Below are 13,615 nucleotides of genomic sequence, written 5' to 3'. Positions count from 1 at the left end.
TTATCCATGTATTTTATTTGCGCCGGATCATCCTCAGAGCATGCTTGTCTTACCGGACTAGAACCCGTTAGGCAAAAGGAGCGATTGTCATGCTGACCCGAAAAATGCTGGGCCAAGGATTGCCTGCTTTATGGACAGAGCGCCTTGTTCTTCGATCATTACGTCAGAGTGATTACAGCACGTTGTCGGAGCTGTTTTCCGACCCGCAGGTGATCCGTTATGTAAACAGGGGGAGTCAGCCCACGCCAATCCGGGCTCGGCGATTATTGAATCAGATCCGCAGCAGCAGTGCCAAGCTGGATTCATTGCATTACGGCATCTGCTGGAAAGGCAGCGAACAGATCATCGGCATCACTTCATTCCAGCATTGGAACGACCAGAATGGTACCGCACAGATCGGATATATTCTGAACAGGTCCTGCTGGGGTAAGGGAGTCGCGACTGAGGCAGTGCAGCGTTTGCTGGAATTCGGTTTTGCTGAGCTTAATTTGTGTAAAGTAGAAGCCCGCTGTTACGAGGCAAATGTATCATCCGAACGGGTTCTCTGTAAAAGCGGTATGATTTATGAACGAACCCTGCCCTCGTTTGTTTTGAATCATGAGGATGGTGAGACGCCGGAAACCCTGCTGGATGTTAAAGTGTATAGTCTCTATCGTGAACAGCATGTCCGTTCTCATTGGGAAAATCGCCTGCAAACGTTGGTATCCGACAAGCACGAGTAACATAGAATAGAGTATATTGCATAAATCCAAAGAGCGTATTTCAATCAGAAAAATATAGATCGTTTTTAATGAAACAGCAGGGGCTTGAAACGAACTTCAATTATTTGTTACACAAATGAAATATAGCTGCAATTGAACTCTAACAGACAGCGGGTAAACTTATCTCATGACCCCCTTTTTGATAATAGATAATGCTGTTGGGACCCGCGCTTAGCGGGTTCATTTTTTTTGTCTGTATAAGTTTAACTATGGAATTTCTACGCCAACACTCCGATGACAGAACTACTTTCCATTATTGTGTAAATATTTATTTGAACGTATATAACATCTTTTTTTATATTAGGATACAAAGAAAAACCCCCACAGCGTTTTTTTACGCCGCCGTGAGGGCTATTGTGGTGCTCTATGTTTAAAACGGTACAACTTGCATTTGTTTCTGCTTGAAGTATACCCATTCGGTGAATCCAATCTCTTGCAGACGTGTACGAACGTCATCCAGTTCATCAGCAACACGCTGCGGTTTGTGGGCATCCGATCCGAAGGTCACTTTAACTCCGTAATGATGCGCACGCTCCAGAATGGCATCGGAAGGGTACCAGCCCCCACTGAGTTTGGTTTTACCCGATGTATTAATTTCAATAGCCACGTTCGATTCTGCAATGACCTGCAACGTTTCATCGATGGCTTGATCCGCGATAATATCCGAGAAAGGTGGATAATTTCCTTTCATGGCATCAATATGTCCGAGAATCTGGAACATTCCGCTTCGGGCTGATTGCCGAATTAAAGCATAGTAACTCTCTTTCACTTCAACCTTACGTGCATTGCTTAATCCGTTCCAGCGGGTTTTGTTGAATATGCTGACATCTTCCGTATGATGAACTGAACCAATAATATAATCAAAAGGATATTGCCCCAGTGTATTGCGATACAAATCGGCATGGACGGGGAAATAGTCAGATTCAATGCCAAGCAGCACATCAATTTTGCCCGCGTATTCTTCCTTCAGAGCCAGTACTTCTTCCACGTAATGACGCAATTCCGACTTGCCCATCGCGATCCGGGGAAAAGCCTGTTCTTCGTCACTACCGAAGTAAGGTGTATGATCTGAGATACCGATGACCTGAAGTCCAGATTGAATACCTGCCTCAATATAGTCGCGAATATTGCCGTCTGCATGACCACAACGAAAATGATGGGTGTGAAGATCAAATTTCATATGGAAATCCTTCCTTTCTCATGGCTCATTTATCATTCTGAACTGATGAACTGGGTCTCCGGCATGCCTTTGAGATCGCTCAGGAATTGCTGCATGGCCGAATTCACATAACGACTTGATTTGTAAATGACTCCGACAGGGTGACTGACTTCCAGTTCACTCAGTGGAATCATGCGCAGTGTGCCTTGCCGCAACTCGTGGGCAACGGATTGTTTGGATATAACGGCTGCCCCGAGATTAATCTCAACCATCCGTTTTACTTCCTCGCTGCTCGACAACTCCATAACGATATTGGGCTCAATATTATGTTTTTTGAAAATGCCTTCCGTAAAGCGGCGCCCCACTGTATCCGGAGATAGCAAGATCAGAGGTGTGCTGCGCAGGACATCCACCGCGGCATGCTTTTGCTTCGCCAGTGGATGGAAAGGAGATACCACAAGCTCGAAAGTATCATAATACAGCACAGACGTATTCAGGTTAGGATTACGCTCTGTAAGATAACCGATACCGATATCGACCATACCATTCTCGACCTGGGTATAGATCTGGGAGGAAGGCAGGGATTGGATACTGGTCTTGATGAGTGGAAATTGATCCTGAAAGTAGGATAAGACCCGTGGCAAAATCTGAATGGCAATGGATGTGGTTGTACCGAGTCTGATATGTCCCTGAGGGGTCTCATCGAGATCCATCAGCTTCTGTTTCAGCTCCCCCACGATGTCCAGCATACGTTCGGCATGTTGAAGAAATACCTGTCCGCGATCGGTGAGGGTGACCGGTTGGTTCCGATCGACAAGAACGGTTCTGAATTCATCCTCCAAGCTCTTGATCTGGGCCGAGACGGCGGGTTGAGTCAGATTTAGAAGTTCTCCGGCTTTGCGGAAACTCATCGTTTTCGAGATGGTAATCAGCGTCTCCAGTTGACTGATATTCATGTATGGCCTCCTTGCACGTAAAATGTCTTCTGTCTATCCATAGGTGGAATCCCGTAACTGGTCATTGTTCCGTTCCTTAAATTATAGGTGATTCAGGACAGCAGGGCAATGAAGGGAACATCATGGATTTGGGGAGGTCCATTAGAACGAGAAATTAATTTTATTTCAAGAAATTAAATTTTTAACATTTTAAGAAACAGTAAAAAAGTCCTAAATGCCTTTTGCCATGCCTCTCTATGGCAATTGTTCTTGCAACAGATGCGAAAAGCCTCGTTTTTTCGCTAGAATCAGCTATAAACATTTGCCCCGCCGATGACGATAAATTATAGTACACATGCCTTACCGAATTCTTGGTGAATTCTTGTACGTGATAAAGTATAATAAATTTATTGAATATGGGACTTTTGGTGTGTGACCAATAACCCAGTGTAAGGGGGACATTAGACAGTGAAAGCGGAAGTGATTAATCCTTTCCTGGAATCCGCACGGAACGTATTCGAACAGCTCATCCAGGTTTCGCCTTCCACCGGGAGTCTTGGCGTGAAAAATGTGGAGTACATTGCAGACCATGTCTGGATCGTGATCGGAATGACTGGACAACTGAGCGGAAACATCGTGTTTGGAATACAAGAGTCGGTAGCATTGAAAATCGTTTCTGCCATGATGGGCGGCTTTGTCATTACAGAAATGGACGAAATGAGTAAAAGTGCTATTTCTGAACTTGGCAATATGATTAGCGGCAATGCAAGTACCATCCTGTCCAATCAGGGTGTCGTTGTTGATATTACACCTCCACAAGTGATGAATTCTGAATACGTGAGTTCTTTTAGTGCAACGAAGGCATTGAGCATTCCTTTGCTGATGGACGGAATCGGTGAGATGGATATTCAAGTGATGATCTCGTAGAATAGAACCATACGCCTCTTGGGGCAATATGTGTTCAATACGGGAGGACATCGGGTATGTTGAAAGATCAGGTTGTTTTTATCACAGGTGCGTCGAGCGGAATTGGTGCGCTCTGTGCACAGATGCTGATAGAAGAAGGAGCCATCCCGATTCTGGCTGCCCGCTCGCGGGACAAGCTGGAAGAGATTGGTGCTTCGCTGAAAGGGCAACATGAACTACTCACGTTAGATGTAAAGAATACTGAGCAAGTTCAGACAGCCGTGGATGCGATGTTGCAGAAATACGGACGAATCGATATTTTGCTGAATAACGCTGGTTACGGAAAATTTGCAGCGATGACGGATATGTCTGTGCAGGAATTCGATGAGATGATGGACGTTAATTACATGGGCATTGTTCGCTGCACCAAGGCAGTGCTGCCGCAGATGTTACAACGAGGCAGAGGGCAAATCGTGAATGTAGCTTCCATGGCTGGCAAGATCGGAACTGCAAAATCCGCTTCATATACGGCAACCAAACATGCCGTACTTGGCTTCAGCAATGCCCTGCGCCAGGAACTTCGCAAGACCGGAGTCACGGTAACGACCATTAATCCCGGACCCATCGATACACCGTTCTTCCAACGGGCAGACCCCTCCGGTAACTATGTTAATAATGTACGCTGGATGATGCTGAAGCCGGAAGAGGTTGCGGGGCATATGATCCGGGCGATGAAGAAGCGCAAGGAAGAAGTGAATCTGCCCAGACTGGCTTCGGCTGGAGTGTGGCTGTATCAGCTATTTCCGCGTCTCGCTGACAGGCTGTCGCACGGTGTAATGAATCAGAAGTAAGATGCAACAATGGGCATCATATATCGGATAAAAGAAGGGCTCCGCCGAGGGGCTTTTCTTTTTTTTTTGTGCAAAGACATGTTTCATGAATAAGATTTGGTCCGCAGGCTTTTTTCGCATATAATGAAAGGTAATGTGATGACAGGCTTCGGTTTTATTAGTACAAGCAGGGCTATATATGTTCAACTAAACATTTACACGATAACGGAGAGGACAGAAATAACCTGAAGAAGCGAAGCTACAAGCTTTCTGCAAGAAAGCTACTTCGAAAGCATCCACTTCGCCAAAAAGCTTTCTGAAAGAAAGCTGCATCGGAAGGTTGTTCTGTCATCGGAGTGTTAGTGTAAATATTTATTAGTTGAATGTATATAGCGTCATAACGAATAAATTTAAAGGATGGACATACATGACGAATCAAACATTTGCTTCAATTGGCGTAGAACAGGATCTTGAGGCTGTACTCGCCAGACATGGCATCAACGAACCTTCACCGGTACAGGCACAGACAATCCCGGTTATTTTGGAAGGTCGCGATGTGGTTTCGAAATCGCAGACGGGAACAGGCAAGACACTCGCCTATTTGCTGCCACTGTTGCAATCCATCAAAAGTGATATAAAAGGGACACAGAAGCTCATCATTGCTCCTACACAAGAGCTGGCGATGCAGATTGTCCGCGAAGCACAGCGCTATGGGGAAGAACGCAAAATTGGCGTTCTGGGGCTAATTGGCGGCGCTGCAGTAAAACGTCAGATCGAGAAGCTGCGTGAGCACCCGGAACTGGTTGTAGGAACGCCAGGACGTCTGAAGGAATTGATCACGCTGAAAAAGCTGAAAATGCACAATGTCTCCACGATTGTTATTGACGAGGCAGACCAGGTATTCCAGCTCGGCGGGGTAAGTGACGTGGACTTCGTATTGCGCAGTGCCCTGCGCGACCGTCAGCTTATTTTCTTGTCAGCAACGATTGATGAGCACACTGCTGGACTTGCGAAGCGGGAGATGAAAGAGCCGGTACAGATCGGAATTGAACCGGACCGGGCAACTGCGGCGGGACTTGAGCATTTTTATTTTGTAGAAGAAAACCGCAACAAAATTGATATGCTGCGCCGTCTGGTTAGACAGTATAACCCGGATCGTGCCATCGTCTTTGTGAATGCTACCGAGGATATTGGCGAGGTTGAAGCGAAAATGAATCATCTGGGCTTCTCGGCAGCTGCGCTGTATGGAGATGCTGACAAAGTGACCCGCAGCAACGTGTTATCCGCTTTCCGTAACGGGAAACTGCAACTGCTGATCGCGAGTGAGGTTGCAGCCAGAGGACTGGATATTGAAGGTTTGCCGATGGTCATTAACTATGATCCTGCATTTGATTCGGAACACTATGTTCACCGTGCAGGAAGAACAGGTCGTATGGGTCGCAGTGGTATCGTGTTGTCGATCGTGGACGAAACGCAAATTTTCATTATGCGCAAGTTTGCGCGGGAACTTGGAATCGAATTGCCGGAACGTGTATTGTTCGGGGGTAAAGTGCTGGAGGCTGATCCGCGTCCGGATACGCGGCCTGAAGGACATTCTTTCTCCAGAAAACCAGGGCAGTCCCGGGATCGTAAACCTGGTCAGGCCAGCCGCAATGGCGGCGCCAGAACTGCTGCTTCGAATCAACGTCCGGCGGGCGGCAAGCCAGCTGGCAATACAGGCAGAACAGAACGGGACCAGGATCGTAAGAACAAGGGCGCTCCTAAATGGAGCAAAGGTAAAGAGCCACGCTCTGAAGAATAAAACCTGACGAAAGAGGTGCAGGGATAGATGGAAAACGTTCAACCACCCGTATTGAAAATCAACGGGCTAAGCGGAGGATATAGTGCCAAACGGCCCGTCCTCCACGGCATCGATCTTGAAGTTGGGCGCGGAGAAATGGTCGGACTGATCGGATTAAACGGTGCTGGCAAAAGTACTACGATGAAGCATATTTTAGGATTGATGACTCCTCAACAGGGAGAAGTGCGGGTCATGGGCAAGAAGCGGGACGAAGATCCACAGGTATATCAATCTGCCATGGCCTTTGTACCGGAATCTCCTGAGCTGTACGACGAGATGACAGTCATGGAGCATCTGGAGTTTACGGCCAGAGCATATGGCGTTTCTGAGGCTGATTTCAAAAAGCGTACGGAGAAACTGCTCGACTTGTTCCGCATGAATGAGAAAAGTACCAGTCTGTCGACCCACCTGTCCAAAGGTATGCGGCAAAAGGTCATGATCATGTGTGCTTTTGTGGCGGGTCCGCCACTCTATATCATTGATGAGCCTTTCTTGGGACTTGACCCCCTCGGAATCCGCTCTTTGCTTGATTTTATGCTTGAAATGAAGGCTTCGGGATCATCCATTTTGTTGAGTTCACACATTCTGTCCACCATTGAAAATTACTGTGACCGTTTTATTGTCCTGCATCGAGGACAGGTCATTGCTCAAGGGACGCTGAATGAGCTGCGTACTCAATTCGGGGAATCGGATGCCACGTTGGAGCATATGTTCTATTCCCTTGTACAAGGCAGGGATTAAGCATGGATCTCAAGCAGTTATGGAAGCAAAGACGCACGGGATTCTGGAATGGAATTCTTCCTTATCTGGGTTATGTCATTCAGAGCGGCGTAGCCATGGTGTTCTTATTTCTCGTCATTGCGTTCTCCGCCTGGTATACATCGTTTGTACAGCACATTCCGGAGGGATTTCCGATTCGCTGGATAACGTTGCTATTGTTGGCGCCACTGGTGCTGTTTAGCAGCTATCGTACATATCTGCATCCGGCAGACATCGTATTTTTACGTCCGCAGGAATATCGGATGCACGAATATCTGAAAAACAGCTTTGCTCGTGGCATTATCTATAAAACCTTGGGTATGCTGCTCGTATTTGTAACGTTGTGGCCGCTCTATGTTCGAGCAGATCAGGATGCAAGGCCATTTGGCTGGTTTATCCTGCTTCTTCTGTTGTGGAAAGGGTTATCGAGCTATGGGGCTTGGCAAGAACTACGCATGGTGCAAATCGGTGCCGCTAGAGGATATCGTTTGCTCCGATGGGCTTTGGCTATACTGGCGATTGCCGCCTGGTTGTGGCAGCCTCCACAGCGCAGTATCTGGTTCCTGCTGCTGCTGGCCGTCGTTTATATCGTTGCTCTGCGTATCCCTCTGAAACATCGGGTTTCATGGGACCGTCTCATTCAGGTGGAGCAGGGCCAGGCTGGACGAGTGATGCGCACGCTGGGATGGTTCGTAGATGTGCCTTCATCAGGCCAAAAAGTAAGTTCTCGCCGCTGGCTCAGCAAATGGGGGAGTGGCCTCCCGTGGAACGCAGGGAAAGCCTATCGCTATCTGATCACCAAAACGTTCATCCGAACTGAAGTGTTCTCTATCGTTGTGCGCTTGGTTGTACTGGGCATGCTGCTGTCCTGGTGGACGGCAGGCAGTTATTTCGGGATTGGTGTATACCTGTTCTTCCTGCTGCTTGTGGGTGTGCAACTGGGTGCACTGCGTCGCAGTCATAGTGAATCGTTCTGGATTATGATTTATCCCATCTCGGGAGAAAGTCGTCGTTCCCAGGTGCTGGGGTTCATCTCGAATCTGCATGCACTGACTGCCTTGCTCATGTGGCTGCCGATGCTGGTTGCGGGATGGAATGGACTGAGCATGATCGGAGCAGCACTGGTTCTTGGTGTGCTGGTCATCTACTTGATGCGACGTTCTCAGGGCAACAAGTGGTTGAAGGAAGAAGAGGATGAATGAACGATCGAGCGTCTGACTAGTTAACGTTCAATGGCAACGCCGACTAGGGACGCTTGCGTAACATAACAAAAGAAGGGTATTCCGAGCTGTATCCCGGAATACCCTTCTTTGTGCTACAGTCAGCTTACCTTGTTCCGACTCCTGGTGAGGACGTATGAACTAACAGAGGAACGATTTTGTGATAATGACGAGCAAGATGAACAGAACGAGAATGGCACCTGTATTTGTAAATCCTCCTCCGTAACCGTAACCGCCGCATCCATAACCGCCTCTTGTTTCTTCAACTACTCCAGACATGGTCATTCCCCTTTCAAGTGGTGTTGGGCACGCCCTTGCGTACATCGTATATTATGTGCTTTGGGGATAGGCTGATTGGGCCGTTGCCCGGTAGAGCCTGAAAATTCATCGTTTTGGGCCTTTGCCCGTCAAGATAGCCACACGTTTTCAAAGCGGAACACAAAATACCCCTTTATATCGAGAGACATTCATCAGGATACAAAGGGGTTCGTATTTGAGTCAGGCAACGGATGCAAGTCCGCTCCCTGACTTATTTATTTGGATTAGCATTACTGCATATAAATTAAGTTGTCTGTAGATCCAAAACTCCACGATAGATCGTGTCGAACAGATCTTCCAGTCCGGATTCTTCAATACAGGAGAAGGCGATTCGCAGATCCGCCTCACCCAGCGCAATCGTACCGACGCCGTATTTCTGTAGCAAATGGGTCCGGAGCTGCTCTGCGCCGACATCCTTCAGCTTCAGGCACATGAAGTAACCGGAGTTGAACGGATAGTAATCCCATACCTCACCGTATTTACCGCTATCGAGGATGGATTTTACTTTGTTGGCGCGGCCTTTCATGATTTCAAACTTCTCCAGCTTCTGTGCTTCGAACTCAGGTGCTTTCAGCGCATCCAATACAAAAGTTTGGGAAGGATGCGGACCACTGGAGATGGTTGCCCGGATAATACCGAGTGTTTTTTGCTCCAGAGCATGGAGAACTGCAGCATCTTCATGGGCGTACGTGATGAATCCAACGCGGAAGCCCCATACGAATTCTTCCTTCGTGGCACCGTCAACTTTAACAGTTAACACACGTGGGTGGAGGTTCGCCAGTTTGCCAAACAGGGATTCGTGAATGGAATCTTCGAAGAAGAGACCAAAGTAGGCATCATCTGTCACAGCAACGACGTTCACACCAGCCTCAGCCGCTTGATGGATCGTATCCACGATTGCATCTGCTTCTTCGGCTCCAGGCGTATAACCTGTCGGGTTGTTCGGGAAGTTCAGCAGCACGATGGCTTTGCCTTTGTCCTTCTGCGCAAGCAACGCTTCGAGCAGGCCAGCACTGTTGAAGTTCAATTGATCATCGAACAGGGGATAATGAACTAACTCGCCATGACGACGAATTCCGAAGGTCAGCTCATAATTTTCCCAGTTTTTATCCGGATATATAACAGCGTCCCCTTCTTCGGCGAACAGGTCGGCTACGATACTCAGTCCATGAGTTAATGCGTTAGTCACAATGGGGTTACCAAATGTTTTACCTTCAAGGGAAGGTGTTTCCTTCAGCATCTTGTCTCTCCATACGGTCCGCAACTCAGGCTTCCCTGCAGGCGGAGCATAAGGGTACAAATCTTTCGGTTGGTATGCGGACAGCTTATCCTGAATAACAGCTAGGTGCATCGGCACACCGCCCTCCAGAGCAATACCAATCGTAGCATTGTAGGTTTTGGCCAGACTTGCTGCTTCAGCAGACTGACTCAAGATACCTTCTTTTGGAAAATAGATTTCTTTGCCGAGCTGCGACAGCATGGAGTAGACGTGACTGCTGCCTGCCTGAATACTTTCGTTCAACTGTTCAGCCAGTGGATTCATTCTTTTCATCCTTCCAAGTCTTTGGGATTCAACTGCCTAACATTATAACACCTTGCCTTGCCCCCGTCACGGAAATTACGCATAATGACAGTTTTATCACTTCACCGCGTTGTTGCGGGTGTTTTTGAGTGAGGTTAATGTTACTTCTCCCGATTGATTATACTATGGAAAATGAATGTTATTTCTGATGAAAAGGACAATATTTCCGCATCATTTCGGCAGTTTCTGCATCTCGTCCTTCGTTACGCTGTTCCAGTTCGCCGCTAATATGGTCAAAGCGTTCAGCCGAGAGGTTCTGTCCAAATTTGAACTTGGCACTGATCCGTTCAGGAACAATGCGAACCACAGCAACGGCTTTGAGATTACCTTTGTAGCGGGGATCAGCTGCATCAATGGGAACATATCCGCCCTGCGGCTGGAGTTTCTCCATAAAGCGTTGAAGAACCTGGCCCTTAACGTCCAGATCCTGAACCGGCTCTGCCTGTCCGAATGCCATTACACTTTTGAAAAAAGAAGTTGCCGGACAAGCTAATTCGGGATCACTGAAATAAGATGGAATTAGGGAAAACTCTTCTGCCACGGTAAAACTGACGGAGGAATCCTGCTTGATCTGTTTCATTTTCTCTCCGGCAAGACTGCCATGGAAATAAAAACAACCGTCCATATATACGAAGTTTAGCGGTGTTACCCGTGGCTGCCCGTCCGGACTAACCGTTCCCAGAAAACCAAAGGAGCATTGGTCCAGAAATGTTATCATTTCCTGTTCTTCATCTACATTGAATTCTTTTCTTCTCATCGGTGTTCCCCCTTGAATAGCATGTGGATTAAATCACTGTACCTTAGCCATAACAATAGAACTTGCATTGACATATAAAAAGATCCAATTTACATTCACTTTAATAGACCAATTTATTTGGAAAAAGAGGTGCACGATGGAATTGTGGCTGCCTATGGATTCATACGTGGTTCAACACCGTTACAAATACGAGGCATTGTACCATGCTTTGCGTGACGCCATTCATGCAGGGACGCTGGTTGGAGGCACAAGACTGCCTTCCACTCGAGAGTTGGCACGTCAATATGAAATGTCACGCGGCTCCGTGGCACAGGTATATGACATGCTGCTGGCTGATGGTTACGTGCGAGCGCATAGGGGAAGAGGGACTTTTGTTTCGGACACCATAACAGCACAGGACCATGCAGAGCAGGAGGCAATGATTCAACTTTCTCCATGGGGAGAGCGGGTGAGTACGCTGAATATTCAGAATGAAAAGGAAAAACCGTCAGCCATTGACCGGGAGCAACGGATCATCAACTTCCATGTACAGCGTATGCCTGCCGAGCATTTCCCACAAGCGGAATGGAAAAGTGCGCTGGCCGCCGTTCATCGGAGCGGATCGCATGAACGAAGTGGTGCTGCTGGAGACCTTGAACTACGTGAGGCCATCGCATCACATCTGAGGTGGACACGGGGCATTCAGGCTGAGGCATCACAGATCGTACTGTTTAGTGGTTCCATGCAGGGCATCACTTTGATAGCACAGCTGCTTATCCCTGAGGGGGCCGCTGTTGTATTGGAAAACCCGGGATATCAGGGAATTGCTCATGCCGTTAAGTCCTGCGGAGGAAAGATTATTCCAGCGGAAGTAGATACCGGGGGGATTATTCCGCATTCCTGGGAAGCACAGACGTTATTTGTGACACCTACCCGCCAGTTTCCTACAGGGGCTGTCCTTGGTCTGGACAGACGGAGAGCCATACTTGAATGGGCCTCGGAGCGAAATGCCGTCATTATTGAAGATGATTATGATAGTGAATTTCGCTGGGGAGGTAGGCCGATTGAACCGCTCAAAGTACTCGATCGTGAACAACGGGTCATTTATGTCGGATCGTTCTCACAAACGATGGTTGCATCCTTCCGGCTTGGTTACGCGGTTCTGCCACCCAGTCTGGTGCAGCCACTGATCGCTGCAAAAGCACTGTACGAACCCGTACCTCCTGCCCTTCTAGAGCAGCGTGCACTTGCGAAGTTTATGGCCCGAGGAGGGTATTTGCGCCATTTAAGACGGTTAACCCGTCTCTATGGGGAACGGCATGCTTTTTTTGTCAGTGAGATGAAGCGGGAATTACCGGAACCTTTCATCATGCAGCCTGGGGATGCTGGATTGCATATTTATGCTACGTGGAAAGGGGATATTGACAGTTACGAGCGGTTCAAGGCACTGGCTCAGGAAGAAGGTGTCGTATTCCGTGATGCGGTTCGTTATTGGCTGACTCCAGGTCCGCCGGCTGTGTGTTTTGGCTTTGCACATCTGGAGAAAGAGGAGATTGAAGAGGGGATAAGGCGAATGCGGTTAGCATGGGAGAAGTGCACATTTTCGTTTCGGTGAATTCCGCTGTATAATGGAATAAGACGTTTCGCTCCAGCAGGAGCAGAAATATATAAACACATATCGCATCATTTTTGATGCAGTATGCAAAAGAGATTAACTTTCAAGGGGGAGTGGCGACATGCTGCAGGCATCGCCGTCATCTTTTGTTATTTTGCCCGCCGTCGCCAAAATTGTCTGCGAACCGGGATGGAAGTGGCAGAAGCGGGAAAAACCGATGCAAAACTATGACTTATTTTATGTATGGAGTGGTGAAGGGACCGTTGTGCTGAATGACCGGTCGTATGAAGTTGGCAAGGGTAGTTGTTTTCTATTCAGGCCAGGCGATCATCCTACTGCAACACATAATAAGCAAAAACCGTTGGTACTAACGTATATTCATTTTGATGTAGATATACCCGTTAATGATGTTCCCCAGTCCTATCGTGAGGTACTGGAAACGGTGGAATTCGAGCACTTGCTGGCTCGTTATGTAAGACTGTTCCTATCCGATGTATATGGGCGGGATGAGGAGAGCCGACTGATTCTGAAACAGCTGATGATTCATTTGCTGCGAGCAGATACAGAAGCTCCTGTGGAGAAAAAGGTGAGCAACCAGTTGTCCGATGTCATCCAGGAGGTAGCTAACTATGTACGCCAGCATCCGGGGATAACACATCGCGTGGAAGACCTCGCTGCAAGGGCTGGATTATCGCCGCGATACTTCTCGATCAAGTTCAAGGAATTGATTGGTTCGTCCGTGCAATCCTATATCATTCGCATGCGCATTGAGCGGGCTGAGCATCTGTTGGTGCATACCGGCATGAATGTGACCGAAGTGGCAGATGCCCTGGGGTACCGCGATATCTTTTTCTTCAGTCGTCAGTTCAAGCAGTATACCGGCAAAAGTCCGTCCGAGATTCGTTAGGGCCTCTCTGTCCGGTAGAATATGGTAACGTTTCAATTCTGGGAAGC

General features: G+C 47.9%; 13 protein-coding genes. 8 read left to right on the top strand and 5 right to left on the bottom strand.

The genetic code is table 11. The annotated features are described in order from the left end of the window. The first annotated feature begins 89 nt into the window (after positions 1-89). Complete coding sequence (locus AC4PM4_RS26110) at positions 90-722, top strand: GNAT family N-acetyltransferase (protein ID WP_090810516.1); 633 nt, start codon at positions 90-92, stop codon at positions 720-722. Positions 723-1,131: 409 nt separating this feature from the next. Here the strand turns inward: AC4PM4_RS26110 and AC4PM4_RS26105 are convergent, their stop codons facing one another. Next, positions 1,132-1,941, bottom strand: coding sequence for a histidinol-phosphatase (locus AC4PM4_RS26105; RefSeq protein ID WP_491614872.1), 810 nt, complete (start codon positions 1,939-1,941; stop codon positions 1,132-1,134). A 32-nt stretch (positions 1,942-1,973) separates the two neighbouring features. Beyond that, complete coding sequence (locus tag AC4PM4_RS26100) at positions 1,974-2,876, bottom strand: LysR family transcriptional regulator (RefSeq protein WP_063566083.1); 903 nt, start codon at positions 2,874-2,876, stop codon at positions 1,974-1,976. A gap of 447 nt (positions 2,877-3,323) precedes the next feature. Here AC4PM4_RS26100 and AC4PM4_RS26095 point away from each other — a divergent pair, with 447 nt between their 5' ends. The 5 genes from AC4PM4_RS26095 to AC4PM4_RS26075 all read left to right on the top strand — a co-directional run bounded on the left by AC4PM4_RS26095 (position 3,324) and on the right by AC4PM4_RS26075 (position 8,392). Continuing rightward, positions 3,324-3,782 carry a chemotaxis protein CheX gene (locus tag AC4PM4_RS26095; protein ID WP_063566082.1) on the top strand — a complete coding sequence of 153 codons (459 nt, stop codon included), beginning with the start codon at positions 3,324-3,326 and terminating at the stop codon, positions 3,780-3,782. Positions 3,783-3,838: 56 nt separating this feature from the next. Further along, positions 3,839-4,612 carry an SDR family NAD(P)-dependent oxidoreductase gene (locus AC4PM4_RS26090; RefSeq protein ID WP_491614871.1) on the top strand — a complete coding sequence of 258 codons (774 nt, stop codon included), beginning with the start codon at positions 3,839-3,841 and terminating at the stop codon, positions 4,610-4,612. 406 nt (positions 4,613-5,018) lie between these two features. Continuing rightward, complete coding sequence (locus AC4PM4_RS26085) at positions 5,019-6,392, top strand: DEAD/DEAH box helicase (RefSeq protein WP_063566080.1); 1,374 nt, start codon at positions 5,019-5,021, stop codon at positions 6,390-6,392. 27 nt (positions 6,393-6,419) lie between these two features. Beyond that, positions 6,420-7,172, top strand: coding sequence for an ABC transporter ATP-binding protein (locus AC4PM4_RS26080; RefSeq protein ID WP_063566079.1), 753 nt, complete (start codon positions 6,420-6,422; stop codon positions 7,170-7,172). A 2-nt stretch (positions 7,173-7,174) separates the two neighbouring features. Continuing rightward, positions 7,175-8,392 (top strand): ABC transporter permease, encoded by a 1,218-nt coding sequence (locus AC4PM4_RS26075; RefSeq protein WP_491614869.1) that lies wholly within the window; start codon positions 7,175-7,177, stop codon positions 8,390-8,392. A 159-nt stretch (positions 8,393-8,551) separates the two neighbouring features. Here AC4PM4_RS26075 and AC4PM4_RS26070 read toward each other — a convergent pair whose 3' ends face one another. The 3 genes from AC4PM4_RS26070 to AC4PM4_RS26060 form a co-directional block, all read right to left on the bottom strand. Further along, the gene (locus tag AC4PM4_RS26070) at positions 8,552-8,689 is read right to left on the bottom strand and encodes a hypothetical protein (protein WP_162842448.1); all 138 of its coding nucleotides are present in this window, start codon (positions 8,687-8,689) and stop codon (positions 8,552-8,554) included. Positions 8,690-8,972: 283 nt separating this feature from the next. Next, entirely contained in the window at positions 8,973-10,271 is a 1,299-nt protein-coding gene (locus tag AC4PM4_RS26065) for an aminotransferase class I/II-fold pyridoxal phosphate-dependent enzyme (RefSeq protein WP_063566077.1), read from the bottom strand. 178 nt (positions 10,272-10,449) lie between these two features. Continuing rightward, complete coding sequence (locus AC4PM4_RS26060) at positions 10,450-11,067, bottom strand: pyridoxamine 5'-phosphate oxidase family protein (RefSeq protein ID WP_064635740.1); 618 nt, start codon at positions 11,065-11,067, stop codon at positions 10,450-10,452. A gap of 136 nt (positions 11,068-11,203) precedes the next feature. Between AC4PM4_RS26060 and pdxR the strand changes: the two genes are divergently transcribed. Together pdxR and AC4PM4_RS26050 are read left to right on the top strand one after the other, a co-directional pair. Beyond that, entirely contained in the window at positions 11,204-12,661 is a 1,458-nt protein-coding gene (pdxR, locus tag AC4PM4_RS26055; RefSeq protein WP_491614867.1) for a MocR-like pyridoxine biosynthesis transcription factor PdxR, read from the top strand. Positions 12,662-12,782: 121 nt separating this feature from the next. Further along, entirely contained in the window at positions 12,783-13,568 is a 786-nt protein-coding gene (locus AC4PM4_RS26050; RefSeq protein WP_053783204.1) for a helix-turn-helix domain-containing protein, read from the top strand. The last annotated feature ends 47 nt before the right edge of the window (positions 13,569-13,615 follow it).

The organism is Paenibacillus sp. MDV22-iso6 (assembly GCF_058408365.1).
Note: the sequence above shows the minus strand (reverse complement) of the source record. Positions and strands in the feature narration are given on the sequence as shown.